Here is a 17,691-nt window from a genome sequence, read left to right as displayed (position 1 = left end):
GAGACCGACATGAAAAAACTGACCCGCGATGAAATGGCCAAGCGCGTTGCGCTGGACATCCCCGAAGGTGCTTACGTGAACCTCGGCATCGGCGTGCCGACGCTGGTGGCCAACCACCTCGGCGCCGGCAAGGAAATCTTCCTGCACAGCGAAAACGGCCTGCTCGGCATGGGCCCGGCGCCCGCCAAAGGCGAGGAAGACGACGAACTGATCAACGCCGGCAAGCAGCACGTTACGCTGCTGACGGGCGGCGCTTACTTCCACCACGCGGATTCGTTCGCGATGATGCGCGGCGGCCATCTGGACTTCTGCGTGCTCGGCGCGTTCCAGGTGTCGGCCAAGGGCGATCTGGCGAACTGGCACACCGGCGCGCCCGACGCGATTCCCGCGGTCGGCGGCGCGATGGATCTGGCGATCGGCGCGAAGCAGGTGTACGTGATGATGGAGCACCTGACCAAGCAGGGCGAAAGCAAGATCGCCGCCGAGTGCACGTATCCGGTGACGGGCGTGGCTTGCGTCGACCGCATCTACACCGACCTCGCGATGATCGACGTGACCGAGCAGGGCCTCGTGGTGCGCGAGATCTTTTCGGACATCGACTTCGATGAGCTGCTCAAGCTGACCGGCGTGCCGCTGATCGACGGTACGCAAGCGGCTCGCGCGGCCTGACGCGGCCCCGCCAGGTCTTCCGGCTACGCAAGAGCGCATGAGGCGGCAGTCTCATGCGCTCTTGCATGACAAGCTCGGCGACAAGCCGGCCGCGTTTGGCGCACAATACGCCGCAGCACCGTGTGCGGTACTGTGTACCGGCCATGCGGCGGCGGCCGGTGCTTTAGCGTTCCGGCGCTTGCGTCAGACGTATCGCATCCTGACGCAGCGCGCTCTGTCCGCACGCAACCTTCACTCCCGATTCCCTCGAACATCGACGTCATCATGCTCGACTCCAGCGCCCGTCTGACCGGCCTTCTTTGCGGCACACAGCCGATGAACGACATCTGGGCGCCGCGTGCGACGCTGCAACGGATGCTCGACGTGGAAGCCGCGCTCGCGCGGGCTTCGGCCGCACATCAGGTGATTCCGCAGTCCGCGGTGCCCGCGATCGAAGCGGCCTGCCAGGCCGATCAGCTCGACGCCGACGCGCTCGCGCGCGACGCCGCGCTCGGCGGCAACCTCGCGATTCCGCTCGTCAAGCAGCTCACCGCGCGCGTCAAGGCGGCCGACGCCGAAGCGTCGAAATACGTGCATTGGGGCGCGACGAGCCAGGACATCATCGACACCGCGACGGTGCTGCAACTGCGTGACACCTTCGATCTGCTCGACGCGAGCCTGCAATCCACCTGCGACGCCGTGGCGAAACTCGCGGCCACCCATCGCGCGACGCCGATGATCGGCCGCACCTGGTTGCAACAGGCGCTGCCCATCACGCTCGGCCTGAAATTCGCGCAATGGCTCGACGCGCTGCTGCGTCATCGCGAGCGGCTCGATGCGCTGCGCGCTCGCGTGCTGGTGCTGCAATTCGGCGGCGCGGCGGGCACGCTCGCGAGTCTGCGCGACGCCGCGCCGCAAGTCACGCAGTCGCTCGCGAAAGAACTCGGCCTCGCCGTGCCCACCTTGCCGTGGCACACGCAGCGTGACCGCATCGCTGAAACCGCGTCGCTGTTCGGCATGCTGATCGGCACGCTGGGCAAGATCGCGCGCGACATCTCGCTGCAGATGCAAACCGAAATCGACGAACTGGCCGAGCCCGCCGCGGCCGGCAAGGGCGGTTCGTCGACGATGCCGCACAAGCGCAATCCGGTCGGCTGCGCCGCCGTGCTGACCGCCGCGACGCGCGCACCGGGGCTGGTCGCCACCGTGTTCGCCGGCATGGTGCAGGAGCACGAGCGCGCGCTCGGCGGCTGGCAAGCCGAGTGGGACGCGCTGCCGGACCTCGCGCGTCTCGCGGGCGGCGCGCTCGCCAACATCGAACAGATCGCCGCCGGGCTGAACGTGAACGTGCCGCGCCTCGCCGCCAATCTCGACGTCACGCATGGCCTGATTCTCGGCGAAGCGGTGATGCTCGCGCTCGGCGACAGCATCGGCCGGCTCGACGCGCATCATCTCGTCGAGCGCGCGTCGAAAGCCGCGATCCGTGATGGGCAGACGCTCTTCGACGTGCTCGCCGCCGACCCGGCCGTCACCGCGCATCTTCCGCTCGAGCGCCTGAAGCAACTGCTCGATCCCGCTCAATACGTCGGCCAGGCGCATGCTTATGTGGACGCCGCGCTGGCACTTCACACCACGCGCGCCCAGCGCGCCCATTGCAAGGAGTAACCGGCATGCCCTACGCCGCAGTCAACGGCACCGAGCTGCACTATCGAATCGACGGCGACCGTCACGGCCACGCACCGTGGATCGTGTTGTCGAATTCGCTCGGCAGCGATATGTCCATGTGGACGCCGCAAGTCGCGGCGCTGTCCAAACACTTCCGCGTGCTGCGCTACGACACGCGCGGTCATGGCCACTCGGAAGCGCCGAAGGGTCCGTACACGATCGAGCAGCTGACCGGCGACGTGCTCGGCCTGATGGATACGCTGAAGATCGCGCGCGCGAATTTCTGCGGGCTCTCGATGGGCGGCCTGACCGGCGTCGCGCTGGCCGCGCGTCATGGCGAGCGTTTCGACCGCGTGGTGCTGTGCAATACGGCGGCGCGCATCGGTTCGCCGGAAGTGTGGGTGCCGCGCGCCGCGAAGGCGCGCAGCGAAGGCATGCTTGCGCTGGCCGACGCGGTTCTGCCGCGCTGGTTCACGGCTGACTACTTCGACCGCGAGCCGGTGGTGCTGGCGATGATTCGCGATGTCTTCGTGCACACCGACAAGGAAGGCTACGCATCGAATTGCGACGCGATCGACGCGACCGATCTGCGTCCTGAAACGGCCGGCATCAAGCTGCCGACGCTCGTGATCAGCGGCACGCACGACCTGGCCGCGACGCCCGCGCAAGGCCGCGAACTCGCGCAGTCGATTCCGGGCGCGCGTTACGTCGAACTGGACGCTGCGCACATTTCCAACATCGAGAAGGCCGACGCTTTCACGAAGACCGTGGTCGATTTCCTGACGGAGACGAAATGAACGACGAAGACCGCTACGAGGCCGGGCTCGGTGTGCGTCGCTCGGTGCTGGGCAGCGCGCACGTCGACCGGTCGCTCGCGAATCGCACTGAGTTGACCGACGAGTTTCAGAACCTGATCACCCGCTATGCGTGGGGCGAAATCTGGACGCGCGACGGCTTGCCGCGTCATACGCGCAGTCTGCTGACCATCGCGATGATGGTCGCGCTCAATCGCAGCGAAGAACTTGCGCTGCACTTGCGTGCCGCAAAGAACAACGGCGTGACGCGCGAGCAGATCAAGGAAGTGCTGCTGCAAACGGCGATCTATTGCGGTGTGCCGGCGGCTAATTCGGCGTTTCACCTCGCGGACAAGCTGTTTCGCGAAGACGACGCGGCGGCAGCAGCGAAGCCGTAACGCTGTACGTTTGTGGTCTTGAGATGAGAGACGCGCGCCGCTTGTCCGGCGCGCGTTTTTTTATGCAGCGCCGCGCCCGTGTTCGATTTCGCTTTCCTTTCCGCTGTGATTCGCCGAAGCCGTGACCGCAGCCGCAGTTGCGCCCGCCGCCGGATTCGCCGCCGCGCTCTCCGGCAACCGCAATCGCACCGCACGCAACACCGTGTCCTTGATAACCTCGCGCCAATGTTCGAGCGCCGCCTTGTCCATTAGCGGCTCGCCGAGGAACGCGCCCAACGTGTACTGATTGGCGTTATAAAAATAGCCGAGCGACGCGATCATCAGATATACGTCGCGCGCCCTGACGTCGGCGCGAAACACGTTTTGCGCGTGACCCGCGTCCAGCAACTTTTGCACGACCGAAATCGCGTAGCCCGAAATCTCTTTGAGCTTCAGCGATTTTTTCGCATGCTTGCCCTGATGCAGATTTTCGCTCGACAGCAGCGTGACGAACTCCGGATGATCGAGGTAGTACTCCCAGACGAATTCGACCATCTGTTCGAGACCGTGCACCGGATCGTCCAGATCGAGATCGAGTTTGCTTTCCGCTTCGTTGAACTGCGTGTAGATCGTTTCCAGCACTTCGACGAACAACTGCTCCTTGCTGCCGAAGTAGTAATAGATCATGCGGTCGTGCGAACGCGCGGCCTTCGAAATACTTTCGACGCGGCCGCTTGCATAACCCTGTTTCGCGAAGACCTTGATTGCCGCTTTCAGAAGCTTGGCGCGAGTGTCCTGCGCCTGTTTCGCACGGATGCCGGTGGCGCCCGGCTTGCGGACGGCGGTGGGACTCATGGCGGTCTTGGATCTCTTTGTCGGTGTCAATAAAACGGCATGTACAGCAGCGGCACGTGCACGAGCGAGGGACGCTCGCGCCATCATCATACCGCCCGCTTTAGCGGCTGAGTCAGGTGCTGCGCGACCTGCCGCTTCGGCGTAGATTGAGGCGTGATTCACACGCCCATGCCGCGTCGCACCATTCTTTCTCTCATCCGGAAACACGTTGCACAGTCTATTTTGATCGGGTAGATTTCAATCCAGTTTGATGTAGGAAATACTACATCAACGGTGAGTGGACGCAACATGAAAATTGGCGCGTCGCGCGCAAGTCCCCTGAAACAAGGGTGATTTGGCAGCCGGGCAGGACCGCTTGTAATGTCGTCGTATGGGAACCCCGCCATGACAGAACATACGAAGGTCGATTTCGGCGCGGACAGTGTCGACGGCGAAGCCGCGTCGACGCCGGGTCCTACCGTGCTCGAAAAGGCGGCGCCGCGCAGCGAGCGCATGGCGTCGAACAAGATCGAATGCAATGCATGCCCGGTGCTGTGCCAGATATCCGAAGGCCGCACCGGCGCGTGCGATCGTTACGCGAATGCGGACGGGCGGCTGATCCGCGTCGATCCGGTGGTGTTTCTCGCGCGCTCGCCGTTAGCGGCCGAAGCGGGCGCAAGTGGCGCCCAGGCGCAAGCCATCGTCGAATTCGGCGCGCTGTCCGAAGCGAATGATCCCACCGCCGACGAGCCGCTCTTCGTCACCGGCATCGGCGCATCATCCACTTATCCCGACTACAAGCCCGCGCCTTTCATCGTTGCGTCGAAGCTCGACGACGTCGATATGATCACGGTCGTCACCGAAGGCATCTTCAGCTACTGCAGCTTCAAGGTGAAGATCGACACCGATCGCTTTCTCGGCCCGGAACAATCCAACGTTCGCTGTCACGGCGAGATTGTCGGCCACGTGAGCACTGCGGAGTACGGCTCGCAGATGTTGAGCCTCGGCGGCGTGCACCATCTGACCGGCGGCAGCAAGAAAGAAGGCCGCGTGACGTGCGACATGATGCTCGCGCTCGGCAACAAGGAGGCGGTGGCGTTGACCATCGACGGCGGCGCAAGTCTCGTGATTCGCGCGGGCGCGGCGCCGGTGGTCGACGGCGTCGAGGAACAGCGCATGCGCGTGGGCTGCGGTTCCGCGACCATCGGCATCTTCGCGAAGCAATGGTTCGGTCATGCCGACGAAGTGGTGGTCGTCGACGATCACATCACCGGCGTGCTCACCGAACACCAGGCCGGCCGATGCCTCGGCATGACGCGCTCGGGCGTGAAGATTCGCGGACGTAAGTCGACGCCAGGGCGCTATTTTCAGGTCGCCAATCCCGGCACGGGCTGGGGCGGCACCGACATTCAGGATCCGCTGGCGATCGTCGAAGGCTTCGATCCCGCCGTCGCGACACCGGGCATGCGTTTGCTGATGGTGTCGACCACCGGTGAACACGCGCAGTGGTACGAACTCGATCGGGATCTCGTGCCGCGTATCGCGCCGATGCCGGACGCGGTGCGCCGTACGGTCGAACGCATCGGCGAGAACTGCGAGCCGTCACTCGCCACGGTGCTGTTTCTCGGTGGCGCGGGTGGCAGTCTGCGCGCAGGCGCCACGGAGAACCCGGTGCTGCTCACCCGGGCGATCAAACAGAAGCTGGTCAACGTGACCTGTGGCGGCGCGCCGGCCTATGTGTGGCCCGGTGGCGGCATCACCGTGATGGTCGATGTAGCGCGGATGCCCGACCGCTCGTTCGGCACGGTGCCCACGCCCGCGATCGTCGCGCCGATCGAATTCACGATGACGTATGACGCGTATCGCGACCTCGGCGGCCATCTCGACGCGGTGCGCTCGTTGGAGAGCGTGCTGGCGAACGGGCCCGGCCATACGGAAGGCGCACCGCTCGCGCGCCGTACGCTGCTGCGCAATCCCGACAATCCGTGGCCGCCCGCGATGCCGCCGATGCTCGGCTGACGGCGCGTCACCCGCCAACCCAAAACACACATCCACACGACGAACGCGACCAACGTGATGACCCCCACCCGCACCCGGCTCGATGCAAACCGCTGGCATTGGCAGCATGGGCCGATCGATCTGATCCTCGGCGCGGACGGCGAGCCTGCGGCGGTGCAGGCCGCGTATCACGCGTGCTGGACGCGTTTCGCGGATGTGCTGCCCGAGTTGGTCGGCGAGTTGCAACTGCTTCGGCAGCCCGTGCCGGCCGACTCGGCGTCGCACGACACCGCGTTGCAAGGCCCGGTGGCGCGCCGCATGTGGTCCGCGTGCCATCCGCATCGCGCGCGTTACATCACACCGATGGCGGCCGTCGCGGGCAGCGTCGCCGATGAACTGATCGCGGCGTTCGCGCGTGAAGGCGTCGCACGTGCGTTCATCAACAATGGCGGCGACATCGCGCTGTATCTGACGGAAGGGCAGCAGTACCGCGTCGGCGTGTTCGCCGATCTCGCGAACTGCTCCGGCTCGCATCTCTCACGCGATCATGCGCTCGACGCCAACCTGACGCTCGACGCGAGCGTGCCGGTGCGCGGCATCGCGACCAGCGGCTGGCGCGGCCGCAGCTTCAGCCTCGGCATCGCCGACAGCGTGACCGTGCTCGCCCGTGACGCCGCCACCGCCGACGCCGCCGCGACGATGATCGCGAACGCCGTGCATCTGGACCATGCGGGGATCGTGCGCCGCCCGGCGTCGTCGTTGAAGGACGATAGCGATCTGGGCGACCTCCTCGTCACCGTCGACGTCCCTGCGTTGCCGCAGCCGCTGATCGAACTCGCGCTGGCGCGCGGCGTCGCCGTGGCACAGTGTCTGCGAGAGCAAGGCTTGATCGAAGGCGCCGCACTCTTCCTGCAAGGGCGGGTGCGCGTCGCCGGCATTCATGAAAACGGCGCGTTGCCCGCGCGCCGCGCCCCTACAATAACGGAGGCTCCGTGTTCGAAATACGCCGCGTGCTGACGCACGTCGAAGATATCTTCCACGAGTTCGGCCCCGCGCCCGAGCAGCCGCTCCGACGCGGCGCGATTGCCGCGGTGATGACGAACCCGTTTGCCGGCCGCTACGAAGCGAAAATCGAGCACGCGATGGAAGCGCTCAAACCCATCGGCTTCGATATGGCGCAACGGCTGCTGGCGGCGATGGCGGTGCCGCACGCATCGATTGAAAGTTATGGCAAGCGCGCGATTGTCGGCGCGCGCGGCGAACTCGAGCATGGCGCGCTGTGGCATGTCCCCGGCGGCTATGCCATGCGTGAACTGCTGGAGAAGAACGGCGTGCCGACCAACGCGATCGTGCCGTCCACGAAGAAGGTCGGCGCGCCGTCCACCGCGCTCGACGTGCCGCTCACGCACGTGAACGCGAGCTACGTGCGCAGCCACTTCGACGCGATCGAAGTGCGCGTGCCCGGCGCGCCCGCCGCCGACGAACTCGTGTACATCCTCGTGATGAGTACGGGGCAGCGCGTCCATGCGCGCGTCGGCGGCCTCGCGAAAGAGGCGATCGTGGGCAAGGACGGTTTGCGCTGAAGCGTTGCAGCGGCGCAGCGACAAGTGGCAACGCCGCAACATCGAAGCATCGAAACCCGGAGAGAGCGAAATGGCAATCAAGCTTCGCAAGCTGGTCGTGCAGGTGGATGAAACTCGCATTGAAATGGGCCAGGCCATCGATCCACCCGCGCGTCGCGCGGTTGCGATCGCGGTGATCGACAATCCGTATGCGGGCCGCTACGAGGCCAAACTCGACGCGCTGATCGAAGCCGGCGAAGAACTGGGCGCGCTGCTCGGCAACCGGTGCGTCGAGGCGCTCGGCATTGCGCCCGGCGACGCGCAAAGCTACGGCAAGGCCGCGATCGTCGGCGAGGCGGGCGAGCTGGAACATGCGGCCGCGATCCTGCACCCGAAACTCGGCGCGCCGCTGCGGGCCGCAGTCGAAAAGGGCGCGGCGCTGGTGCCGTCGGCGAAGAAGATGGGCACGCTCGGCACCGCGATCGACGTGCCGCTCGGCCACAAGGACGCGGCCTTCGTGCGCAGTCATTTCGATGCGATCGAGGCGCGCGTGTCGGATGCGCCGCGCGCGAACGAAATCGTCGTGGCGGTTGCGGTGACCGCGTCGGGGCGGCCGCTGCCGCGCATCGGCGGCTTGCAGGTGAGTGAGATCAAGGGCGAAGACGGTTTGCGCTGAGTTTGAACGCGGTTGTTTCGCTGCTTCCCAAGGAGAATTCTTTCGGGTTACTGTCCCGCCGTTGACGCGTGCGCGCATGGGGCCGCACGCGCTGCAACGTCTGCCGATCGCGCCGCCTGCGCCTGCCGCGCACGCGCCGTTCAGCAAGCTGCCGAGGGTCGTGATGCTTTCGAATTTGCTGGTACAGCTGGTCAACGGACTCGCCGACGCGTCGACGCTGTTTCTCGTCGCCGCCGGTTTGTCGCTGATCTTCGGCGTGACGCGCATCGTCAACTTCGCGCACGGCTCGTTCTATATGTTCGGGATCTACGTCGCGTACAGCATCGCGAGCCGCTTCGGACAGACGGCGGGCGGCTTCTGGCTGTCGGTGCTGGCCGCCGCGCTGGTGGTTGCGGTGCTGGGCGCGCTGGTCGAGATGATCGTGTTGCGGCGCATCTACCAGGCGCCCGAGTTGTTCCACCTGCTCGCCACCTTCGCGCTAGTGTTGATCTCTCGCGACGCCGCGTTGTGGCTGTGGGGCCCCGAAGATCTGTTCGGGCCACGAGCGCCGCATCTGGCCGGTGCGGTTGATTTTCTCGGCCATCCGCTGCCGACCTACGACATCGCGCTGATCGTCATCGGGCCGGTGGTGTTGCTGCTGCTCTGGTACGCGTTGACGCGCACGCGCTGGGGCACGCTGGTGCGCGCCGCGACGCAGGATCGCGAGATGCTCGGCGCGCTCGGCATCAATCAGGCGTGGCTGTTTACCGGCGTGTTTTTCGTCGGCGCGTTTCTCGCCGGTCTCGGCGGCGCGCTGCAAGGGCCGCGCATGTCGGCGAATCTGTCGCTGGATCTGGAGACCATCGGCAATGCGTTCGTGGTGGTCGTGGTCGGCGGCATGGGTTCGATTCCGGGCGCGTTCGTCGCTGCGCTGCTCATCGCGGAGATCAAGGCGCTGTGCATCGGCATCGGCCATGTGACGGTCTTCGGCGTAGGTCTGTCGTTGAGCCGCTTTACGCTGGTGGCCGAATTCGTCGTGATGGCGGTCGTGCTGGTGGTGCGGCCCTGGGGCCTGCTCGGCCGCGCGAGCGCCGCGGTGCGCGGGATGGCGGCGCCGGAAACGCCGTTGCGTCCGGCGGGCAAACGCCTCAAGTGGCTGGCCGCATTCGCGTTGCTGGTCCTCGCGCTCGCGCCGCTCGCGGCTAACGCGTTTCCGTACATGCCTGTGCTGCTGGTCGAAATCCTGATCGCGGTGCTGTTCGCGACGAGCCTGCATTTCATCATGGGGCCGGGCGGCATGCATTCGTTCGGCCACGCCGCTTACTTCGGCCTCGGCGCATACGGCGCCGCGCTGTTCCTCAAAGTGCTGGATCTGCCGATGGAAGCCGCGCTGCTGCTCGGACCGCTGCTCGCGGTCGCCGGCGCGCTGGTGTTCGGCTGGTTCTGCGTGCGCCTCTCCGGTGTCTATCTCGCGATGCTGACGCTAGCGTTCGCGCAGATCGTCTGGTCGGTCGTGTTCCAGTGGGACGACGTGACGGGCGGCAGCAACGGCGTGCTCGGCTTATGGCCGTCGAACTGGTTGTCGTCGCCGGTAGCGTTTTACTACCTGACGCTGGTCTGCGCGGTAGTCGGCGTGTGGTTGTTGCGCAAGCTGCTGTTCTCGCCGCTCGGCTACGCGATGCGGGCGTCGCGCGATTCCGTGCTGCGCGCCGAGGCGATCGGCATCGACGTGAAGCGCGTGCAGTGGGCGGCGTTCGTGATCGCGTCGCTGTTCTGCGGACTCGCCGGATCGCTGTACGCGTTCTCGAAGGGGACGATCTCGCCGGAAGTGATCAGCGTGAGCCGTTCGGTGGACGGCCTCGTGATGGTGCTGCTCGGCGGCTTGCAGACCTTGAGCGGACCGATCGTCGGCGCGGCCGTGTTCACGTGGCTGCAGGACACCGTCGCGCGGCAGACCGACTATTGGCAGGCGCTGCTGGGCGTCGCGATCCTGCTGCTGGTGATCGCGTTTCCGCAAGGGATCGTCGGCTTCATTCGCGAGCGTTTCGGCGACGACACCGCCGATGCCGCCGACAGTAGTGCCGTGTCGCCGTCGCAACGCGCCGCCGCGATCAAGGAGGGACTATGAGCCTGCTGCGCGTCTCGGGTCTGTCCCGATCGTTCGGAGGCCTGAAGGCTGTCGACAATGTCTCGTTCGATCTCGAAGCCGGTCAACTGCTCGCGCTGCTCGGACCGAACGGCGCGGGCAAGTCGACCTGCTTCAACATGGTCAACGGGCAGTTGCAGCCGTCGTCCGGATCGATCCGCCTCGACGGCCATGAACTGGTCGGCATGCGTCCGCGCGACATCTGGCGGCTCGGCGTCGGCCGCACGTTCCAGATTGCCGCGACCTTCAATTCCATGACCGTGCTCGAAAACGTGCAGACGGCGCTGGTGTCGCGCGAACACAAGACCTTCGGCCTGTGGAAGCCCGCGGGCTCGCGCTATGCCGACGAAGCGTTTGCGCTGCTCGAACAGGTCGGCATGAGCGCCGATGCGAAGCGCGCGTGCGGCGTGCTCGCGTATGGCGACGTGAAACGCGTCGAACTGGCGATCGCGCTCGCCAATCGACCGAAGCTGCTGCTGATGGACGAACCCACCGCCGGCATGGCGCCGAAGGAGCGCAACGAGCTGATGGCACTGACCAAACGTCTGGTCACCGAGCACAAGATCGGCGTGCTGTTTACCGAGCACAGCATGGACGTGGTATTCGCGTACGCCGATCGCATGATCGTGCTCGCGCGCGGCAAGCTGATCGCCGAGGGCGATGCCGAAACGATCCGTAACGACCCGCGCGTGCAGGAAGTCTATTTCGGTACAGGCAAGACCTTCCGGCCGCACGCGCCGCTGCATGACACGGCGACAGGCCAGGCGGGACAAGCGGGACGAGGAGCGCCGCAATGAGCGAGCCGATGCTGAAAGTCTCCGGCCTCAACGCGTTCTACGGCCGCGCTCATATCCTGTTCGATGTCGGTCTCGAAGTCGGCCGCGGCGAAGTGGTCGCGCTGATGGGCCGCAACGGCGCCGGCAAATCGACCACCATGAAAGCGGTGATGGGTCTGCTGCCGCGCCGTCGCGGCGAGGTGACGTTTCGCGGGCAGAACATCACGGCGTTGCCGCCGTACAGGATCGCGCGGATGGGCATGGGCTTCGTGCCCGAAGACCGCCGCGTGTTCGCGGATCTCACGGTGATGGAGAACCTCGACACCGGCCGTCAGCCGCCGCGCGAAGGCGCGCCGCAATGGACGCCGGAAAAGCTGTTTCGCCTGTTTCCCAATCTCGGCGAAATGCCCCGCCGCCCGGGCGGCCAGATGAGCGGCGGCGAGCAGCAGATGCTGACCGTGTCGCGCACGCTGATGGGCAATCCGTATCTGGTGCTGCTCGACGAGCCGTCGGAAGGCGTCGCGCCGGTGATCGTCGAACAGATGGCGAACATGATTCTCGAACTCAAGCGCGAAGGGCTGTCGATTCTGTTGTCCGAACAGAACCTGCACTTCGCCGAGCTGGTCAGCGACCGCGCGTATGTGCTCGAAAAAGGGCAGATCCGTTTTAGCGGCACGATCGGCGAACTCGCACGGAACGAAACAGTCAGGCGCGCTTATCTCAGCGTGTGATTCCAGCGGCGCGCGCGGCGTGCGGGGTGCACGCCGGCATGGCCGGGCAATCGTTGCGAAAGGAGAGGCAGATGGCAGCAGAGACGTTGACAGGCTTGTCGGGCAAGGTCGCGGTAACGAACATCGGGCTGCTGTTATCCGGCGACATCGACCAGCCGATTCTCGACGCGGACACGCTGGTGATCGACGACGGCGTGATCGTCGCGCTCGGCAAGGAGAAGGACTGCGACCTCGAAGGCGCGCGGACCACGGTCGATTGCAAAGGCACCACGGTGGCGCCCGGCCTGATCGACTCGCATGTGCATCCCGTGTTCGGCGACTGGACGCCGCGCCAGAACCAGATGGGCTGGATCGAATCGAATCTGAACGGCGGCGTGACGACGATGATCTCGGCCGGCGAAGTGCATTTGCCTGGTCGTCCGAAAGATGTGCTCGGCGTGAAGGCGCTCGCGATCACCGCGCAACGGTCGTTCGAAGGGATGCGCGGCGCGGGTGTCGGCGGCGGCGTCAAGGTGATGGCGGGCGCGCCGGTGATCGAGAAGGGCATGGTCGAAGAGGACTTCAAGGAGCTGTCCGAAGCGGGCGTGAAGCTGCTCGGCGAAGTGGGGCTCGGCAGCGTGAAGGGCGGCGAGGAAGCCGCGCAGATGGTCGCGTGGGCGCGCAAGTACGGCATGCAAAGCACGATCCACACGGGCGGCCCGTCGATTCCCGGCTCGGGGCTGATCGATCGCGACGTGGTGCTGGCCGCCGACGCCGACGTGATCGGCCACGTCAACGGCGGCCATACGTCGCTGTCGTACCGGCACGTGTGCGACCTGTGCGAGCAGTCGAGCCGCGCTCTGGAGATCGTCCACAACGGCAACGAACGGATCGCACTGCTGACCGCGCGTCATGCGATCGAACTGAAGTGCCCGCACCGGATCATTCTCGGCACGGACAGCCCCGCCGGTTCCGGCGTGCAACCCCTCGGCATCTTGCGGATGATCGCGCTGATTTCGAGCCTCGCCGACGTGCCCGCCGAAATCGCGTTCTGCTTCGCGACCGGCAACACCGCGCGGCAACGCAAGCTGCGTCAGGGGCTGATCGAAGTAGGCCGTCCCGCCGACCTCGTGTTCATGGACCGCGCGCAACACACGGCAGCCGACACGCTGCTCGAAAGCGTGCAACTCGGCGACATTCCGGGCGTGGGCATGGTGATGATCGACGGCTTGATCCGCTGCCGGCGCAGCCGTAACACGCCGCCTGCCACCGAAGTACCGGTGGTGTTCTGAGCGCGCGCAAAACGTGGACAGCCACGTGACGAATCGTCCCGCGCCGCTCGTGCTGAACGTGAACGGCGCAACCCATCGAGTCTGCGCCGCCGCCGACACGCCGCTGCTCTACCTGCTGCGTAACGACCTCGCGTTGAACGGGCCGAAGTTCGGCTGCGGGCTGGGCGAGTGCGGCGCGTGCACGGTCCTGCTCGACGGCATGCCGACGCGCGCCTGCGTGACGACTGCGCAGGTCGCCGTGGGCCGCGAGATCACCACGCTCGAAGGCTTGGGCACGCGCGCCGCGCTGCATCCGGTGCAGCAGGCGTTCATCGAAGAGCAGGCCGCGCAGTGCGGCTATTGCCTGAACGGCATGATCCTGACCGCCAAGGCCTTGCTCGATCGCGATCCGCATCCGAGCGTCGCGACGATCCAGCGCGAGCTGTCGCGCAACCTGTGCCGCTGCGGCACGCATGTCGAGATCGTGCGCGCGGTGCAGCGCGCTGCCGAATTGCTCGCCGCGCAAGCGGCTGCGCATGAAGGAGCGCGCGCATGACGGGACCGGACTTCAGCGTCGACCGACGCGCCGCGCCGCCGTCGCGCAAACAGTTGTATGACGCGCAGAGCGTGCTGATCGTCACGCGGCCGCCGCAAGCGCCGGTGAAGGCCGCGGTCGGTCAGCCGGGCTCGCGCTCGTCGTTCGTGCCGGCGGAGGCGGACCTGTTCCTCGTCGTGCGCGACGACGGCAGCGTGGTCGCGTTCAACGGGCATGTCGATCTCGGCACCGGCATCGGCACGGCGCTCGCGCAGATCGTCGCGGAAGAACTGGATGTGCCGCTCACGCGGGTGTCGATCGTGCTCGGCCACACCGGCGAAGCGCCGAATCAGGGGCCGACGATCGCCAGCGCGACGATCCAGATTTCAGCGGTGCCGTTGCGGCACGCGGCGGCGCAGGCGCGTCACTATCTGCTTGCGGAAGCGGCGGCGCGCCTGCAAGTCGGCGTCGAGCAACTGGACGTTCAGGAAGGCCGCGTATTTCAGCGCGACGGCGATCCGGCAAAAAGCATTCAGTATGGCGAACTGATTAAAGGCCGGCGCGTCGAGCTGAAGCTTTCCACCGACGCGCCTTTGAAATCCCCGCACGCGTACCGGATTGTCGGAAAAAGCGCGCCGCGCGTCGATATCCCCGCGAAGGCGACCGGCGAATTGAGCTTTGTGCACGACCTGCGCGTGCCCGGCATGCTGCATGGCCGCGTGGTGCGTCCGCCGTATGCCGGCGTCGCGCAGGGCGACTTCATGGGCAACAGCCTGCTGCATGTCGACGAAAACTCCGTTAGCGATTTGCCCGGCATCGTCAAGGTGGTGGTGATTCGCGATTTCGTCGGCATCGTCGCGGAGCGTGAGGAAATCGCGCAGCAAGCGGTGAAGCGGCTCGACGTGCGATGGAAAGCGGTCGAGGGCTTGCCGCCGCTGGAGACCAGCGAAGAAGTGGAAGCGGCGTTGCGCGCGAATCCGGCCACGCGGCGCGACCTGGTGCTCGACGGCGACGTGGACGCGGCGCTGGCGCAAGACCCGGCTCGCACGCTCGAACGCACTTACGTGTGGCCGTTCCAGATGCATGCATCGATCGGGCCTTCGTGCGCGGTGGCCGACTATCGCGACGGCGCGCTGAAGGTCTGGTCGGGCACGCAGAATCCGCATTCGCTGCGCGCCGACCTCGCGTTGCTGATGGCGATGGACGAGGCGCGCATCGAGATCGTGCGGATGGATGCGGCGGGCTGCTACGGCCGCAATTGCGCGGACGATGTGGCGGCCGACGCCGCGCTGCTGTCGCGCGCGAGCGGCGCGCCGGTGCGCGTGCAGCTCTCGCGCGAGGACGAACATGCGTGGGAGCCGAAGGGCGCCGCGCAGTTGATGGACGTGCGCGGCGCGTTGAGCGCCGCAGGCGAGCTGGCCGCGTATGACTTCGCGACGCGCTATCCGTCGAACGATGCGCCCACGTTGGCGTTGCTGTTGACCGGCACGATCTCCGCGCAGCCGCAGGTGTTCGAGATGGGCGACCGTACGGCGGTGCCGCCTTACGACTACCGCAGCATGCGCATCGTGTGCGACGACACGCCGCCGATCGTGCGGGCGTCGTGGCTGCGCGGCGTGTCCGCGTTGCCGAACACGTTCGCGCACGAGTCCTTCATCGACGAACTCGCAACGCAAGCGGGCGTCGATCCGGTCGAGTTCCGGCTGAAGCATCTGACCGACCCGCGCGCGATCGAACTGGTGAAGGCCGTCGCCGACAAGGCGGGCTGGCAACCGCGCGAACCCGCGCAATCCGCGCAAGCGTCACAAGCCGCGCAACCCGCGCCCCGGCAGGAAGGCGACATCGCCCGCGGCCGGGGCATCGCTTACGCGCGCTACGTGCACAGCAAATTCCCCGGCTTCGGCGCGGCGTGGTCCGCGTGGATCGCCGATGTCGAAGTCAATCGCAAGAGCGGCGAACTCGCGGTGACGCGCGTGGTGGTCGGCCAGGATAGCGGTACGATGGTGAATCCCGATGGCGTGCGTCATCAGATTCACGGCAACGTGATCCAGGCGACCAGCCGTGCGTTGAAAGAGCGCGTGACGTTCGGCGGCAACGCGGTGACGAGTCAGGAGTGGGGCGCGTATCCGATCCTGACCTTCCGTGAGGTGCCGGTGATCGACGTGGTGATGATGCCGCGTCACGGCGAGCCGCCGATGGGCGTCGGCGAATCCGCGTCGCTGCCCGGCGCGGCGGCCATCGCCAACGCGCTGTTCGATGCGACCGGCGTGCGCTTCCGGCGGCCTCCGTTTACGCCGGAAACGATTCGCGCCGCGCTCGCCGATGCGCAGGCCGAGGACGCCGCGGCGCGCAAGAAGAAGCGCTGGCGGCTGGGTTTGCTCGGTGCGTTCGCGGCGGGCGCGGCCGGCTGGCTCGGCGCGCTGTCGTTCGCGCCGCAGCCCATCGCGCCGATCACACCGCCGCTCGCGAGCGCGTTCGCCCCCGACCTGGTGGCGCGCGGCAAGCTGCTCGCGTCGCTCGGCAATTGCGCGGTATGCCATACCGCGCGCAACGGCGTGCCGAATGCCGGCGGCAAGCCGCTCGATACGCCGTTTGGCATCGTCTACAGCACCAACATAACCCCGGACGGCCAGACGGGCATCGGCAACTGGTCGCTCGAAGCCTTCATTCGCGCGATGCGGCAAGGCATTAGCCGCGATGGCCACCGGCTGTATCCGGCGTTCCCGTACACGTCGTTCAAAAACACGTCCGACGACGATCTGAAGGCGCTCTACGCCTATCTGATGTCGCAAACGCCGGTCCGCTCCCGCGCGCCGGAAACCCAGTTGCGGTTTCCCTTCAACGTGCGCCCGCTGATGGCCGCGTGGAATGGCCTCTTTCTCGGCCGCAACACGATCACGCCCAGCGCGACGCGAAGCGCGCAATGGAATCGCGGCGCGTATCTGGTGAACGGCCTCGGCCATTGCAGCGCGTGCCATACGCCGCGCAACGCATTCGGCGCGGAGAAAACCGGCGCGGCGTTCATGGGCGGCGGCAGGGCGGAGGGCTGGGAAGCGCCCGCGCTTTCCACGCTGTCGAGCGCGCCCGTGCCCTGGAGCGAGGACGAACTGTTCAGCTATCTGCGCTTCGGTCACGCGCCGCTGCATGGCGTGGCGGCTGGGCCGATGGCGCCGGTGATTGGCGATCTGGCGGCGCTGCCCGACAGCGATATCCGCGCGATGGCCGCGTATCTGGCGTCGCTCAATCCGCTGGAGCCCAATGCGGACCCGGCGGCGACGGCGCGTCAATACGAGCAGGCCAGCACGATCACCGGCGCGCCGGCGGGGCTTGGCGCGCGGCTTTTCGACGGTGCGTGCGCGGCCTGTCATCACACCGGCAGCGGGCCGCAACTATTCGGCGCGCATCCGTCGCTCGCGCTCAACACGAATCTGCACAGCGCGAGCCCGGACAACCTGATTCGCGTGATTCTCGACGGCATCGGCTCGCCTGCGCGGCCCGAACTCGGTACGATGCCGGCGTACCGCGACAGTTTCAACGACGCCCAGGTCGCCGAACTCGTGTCGTATCTGCGTCAGCAATTCGCGGGCGGCAAGCCGGCATGGCAGGACGTCAAGGCGAGCGTGGCCCGAATCCGCGCGACGCCCTGGCCGGATTGAACCGTCAGCCGTCAGCCGCTCGACGTTCGAACGCACGACTACAAGCCCGATTAAAAGCATTCAC

General features: G+C 66.4%; 15 protein-coding genes. 14 read left to right on the top strand and 1 reads right to left on the bottom strand.

The annotated features are described in order from the left end of the window. Nucleotides 1–9 precede the first annotated feature (9 nt). From FVF58_RS16945 to pcaC, 4 genes are all read left to right on the top strand, one after another. The gene (locus FVF58_RS16945) at nt 10–669 is read left to right on the top strand and encodes a 3-oxoacid CoA-transferase subunit B (protein WP_149671025.1); all 660 of its coding nucleotides are present in this window, start codon (nt 10–12) and stop codon (nt 667–669) included. A gap of 264 nt (nt 670–933) precedes the next feature. Continuing rightward, nucleotides 934–2,313, top strand: coding sequence for a 3-carboxy-cis,cis-muconate cycloisomerase (locus FVF58_RS16940; protein ID WP_149671024.1), 1,380 nt, complete (start codon nt 934–936; stop codon nt 2,311–2,313). 5 nt (nt 2,314–2,318) lie between these two features. Continuing rightward, nucleotides 2,319–3,110: a 3-oxoadipate enol-lactonase gene (pcaD, locus tag FVF58_RS16935; RefSeq protein ID WP_149671023.1), complete on the top strand. Its 792-nt coding sequence runs from the start codon at nt 2,319–2,321 to the stop codon at nt 3,108–3,110. Then, nucleotides 3,107–3,505 (top strand): 4-carboxymuconolactone decarboxylase, encoded by a 399-nt coding sequence (gene pcaC, locus FVF58_RS16930; RefSeq protein ID WP_149671022.1) that lies wholly within the window; start codon nt 3,107–3,109, stop codon nt 3,503–3,505. Before pcaD ends, pcaC begins: the two co-directional genes overlap by 4 nt. 60 nt (nt 3,506–3,565) lie before the next feature. On the opposite strand, the gene FVF58_RS16925 is transcribed toward pcaC, so the two are convergent. Next, complete coding sequence (locus FVF58_RS16925; RefSeq protein ID WP_149671021.1) at nt 3,566–4,339, bottom strand: TetR family transcriptional regulator; 774 nt, start codon at nt 4,337–4,339, stop codon at nt 3,566–3,568. 384 nt (nt 4,340–4,723) lie between these two features. Between FVF58_RS16925 and FVF58_RS16920 the strand changes: the two genes are divergently transcribed. The 10 genes from FVF58_RS16920 to FVF58_RS16875 all read left to right on the top strand — a co-directional run bounded on the left by FVF58_RS16920 (nt 4,724) and on the right by FVF58_RS16875 (nt 17,627). Further along, nucleotides 4,724–6,337: a 6-hydroxynicotinate reductase gene (locus FVF58_RS16920; RefSeq protein WP_149671020.1), complete on the top strand. Its 1,614-nt coding sequence runs from the start codon at nt 4,724–4,726 to the stop codon at nt 6,335–6,337. 57 nt (nt 6,338–6,394) lie between these two features. Continuing rightward, entirely contained in the window at nt 6,395–7,333 is a 939-nt protein-coding gene (locus tag FVF58_RS16915) for a UPF0280 family protein (RefSeq protein WP_149671164.1), read from the top strand. Continuing rightward, entirely contained in the window at nt 7,309–7,899 is a 591-nt protein-coding gene (locus tag FVF58_RS16910; RefSeq protein ID WP_149671019.1) for an amino acid synthesis family protein, read from the top strand. Before FVF58_RS16915 ends, FVF58_RS16910 begins: the two co-directional genes overlap by 25 nt. A 70-nt stretch (nt 7,900–7,969) precedes the next feature. After that, on the top strand, nt 7,970–8,554 hold the full coding sequence (locus FVF58_RS16905) for an amino acid synthesis family protein (RefSeq protein ID WP_149671018.1): 585 nt from the start codon (nt 7,970–7,972) through the stop codon (nt 8,552–8,554). 163 nt (nt 8,555–8,717) lie between these two features. After that, nucleotides 8,718–10,661 carry an ABC transporter permease gene (locus FVF58_RS16900; RefSeq protein ID WP_149671163.1) on the top strand — a complete coding sequence of 648 codons (1,944 nt, stop codon included), beginning with the start codon at nt 8,718–8,720 and terminating at the stop codon, nt 10,659–10,661. Continuing rightward, nucleotides 10,658–11,476: an ABC transporter ATP-binding protein gene (locus FVF58_RS16895; protein WP_149671017.1), complete on the top strand. Its 819-nt coding sequence runs from the start codon at nt 10,658–10,660 to the stop codon at nt 11,474–11,476. Before FVF58_RS16900 ends, FVF58_RS16895 begins: the two co-directional genes overlap by 4 nt. After that, a complete protein-coding gene (locus FVF58_RS16890; RefSeq protein ID WP_149671016.1) occupies nt 11,473–12,186 on the top strand; it encodes an ABC transporter ATP-binding protein in 714 nt (237 codons plus the stop codon). The genes FVF58_RS16895 and FVF58_RS16890 overlap by 4 nt, the downstream gene beginning before the upstream one ends. Nucleotides 12,187–12,257: 71 nt before the next feature. Next, nucleotides 12,258–13,457: an amidohydrolase family protein gene (locus tag FVF58_RS16885; protein ID WP_149671015.1), complete on the top strand. Its 1,200-nt coding sequence runs from the start codon at nt 12,258–12,260 to the stop codon at nt 13,455–13,457. 25 nt (nt 13,458–13,482) lie between these two features. After that, the gene (locus FVF58_RS16880) at nt 13,483–13,992 is read left to right on the top strand and encodes a (2Fe-2S)-binding protein (protein ID WP_149671014.1); all 510 of its coding nucleotides are present in this window, start codon (nt 13,483–13,485) and stop codon (nt 13,990–13,992) included. Further along, the gene (locus FVF58_RS16875; protein WP_149671013.1) at nt 13,989–17,627 is read left to right on the top strand and encodes a molybdopterin cofactor-binding domain-containing protein; all 3,639 of its coding nucleotides are present in this window, start codon (nt 13,989–13,991) and stop codon (nt 17,625–17,627) included. The genes FVF58_RS16880 and FVF58_RS16875 overlap by 4 nt, the downstream gene beginning before the upstream one ends. Nucleotides 17,628–17,691: the final 64 nt, after the last annotated feature.

This window comes from Paraburkholderia panacisoli, assembly GCF_008369935.1.
In the GTDB taxonomy this organism is placed as follows: Bacteria; Pseudomonadota; Gammaproteobacteria; order Burkholderiales; family Burkholderiaceae; genus Paraburkholderia; species Paraburkholderia panacisoli.
This window is presented reverse-complemented; position numbering and strand designations above follow the sequence as displayed.

Excerpts from the sequence above, each read along its gene's own strand:
- FVF58_RS16945 (WP_149671025.1), top strand. The coding sequence starts at position 10 with ATGAAAAAACTGACCCGCGATGAAATGGCCAAGCGCGTTGCGCTGGAC.
- FVF58_RS16940 (WP_149671024.1), top strand. The coding sequence starts at position 934 with ATGCTCGACTCCAGCGCCCGTCTGACCGGCCTTCTTTGCGGCACACAG.
- pcaD (WP_149671023.1), top strand. The coding sequence starts at position 2,319 with ATGCCCTACGCCGCAGTCAACGGCACCGAGCTGCACTATCGAATCGAC.
- pcaC (WP_149671022.1), top strand. The coding sequence starts at position 3,107 with ATGAACGACGAAGACCGCTACGAGGCCGGGCTCGGTGTGCGTCGCTCG.
- FVF58_RS16925 (WP_149671021.1), bottom strand. The coding sequence starts at position 4,339 with ATGAGTCCCACCGCCGTCCGCAAGCCGGGCGCCACCGGCATCCGTGCG.
- FVF58_RS16920 (WP_149671020.1), top strand. The coding sequence starts at position 4,724 with ATGACAGAACATACGAAGGTCGATTTCGGCGCGGACAGTGTCGACGGC.
- FVF58_RS16915 (WP_149671164.1), top strand. The coding sequence starts at position 6,395 with ATGACCCCCACCCGCACCCGGCTCGATGCAAACCGCTGGCATTGGCAG.
- FVF58_RS16905 (WP_149671018.1), top strand. The coding sequence starts at position 7,970 with ATGGCAATCAAGCTTCGCAAGCTGGTCGTGCAGGTGGATGAAACTCGC.
- FVF58_RS16900 (WP_149671163.1), top strand. The coding sequence starts at position 8,718 with ATGCTTTCGAATTTGCTGGTACAGCTGGTCAACGGACTCGCCGACGCG.
- FVF58_RS16895 (WP_149671017.1), top strand. The coding sequence starts at position 10,658 with ATGAGCCTGCTGCGCGTCTCGGGTCTGTCCCGATCGTTCGGAGGCCTG.
- FVF58_RS16890 (WP_149671016.1), top strand. The coding sequence starts at position 11,473 with ATGAGCGAGCCGATGCTGAAAGTCTCCGGCCTCAACGCGTTCTACGGC.
- FVF58_RS16885 (WP_149671015.1), top strand. The coding sequence starts at position 12,258 with ATGGCAGCAGAGACGTTGACAGGCTTGTCGGGCAAGGTCGCGGTAACG.
- FVF58_RS16875 (WP_149671013.1), top strand. The coding sequence starts at position 13,989 with ATGACGGGACCGGACTTCAGCGTCGACCGACGCGCCGCGCCGCCGTCG.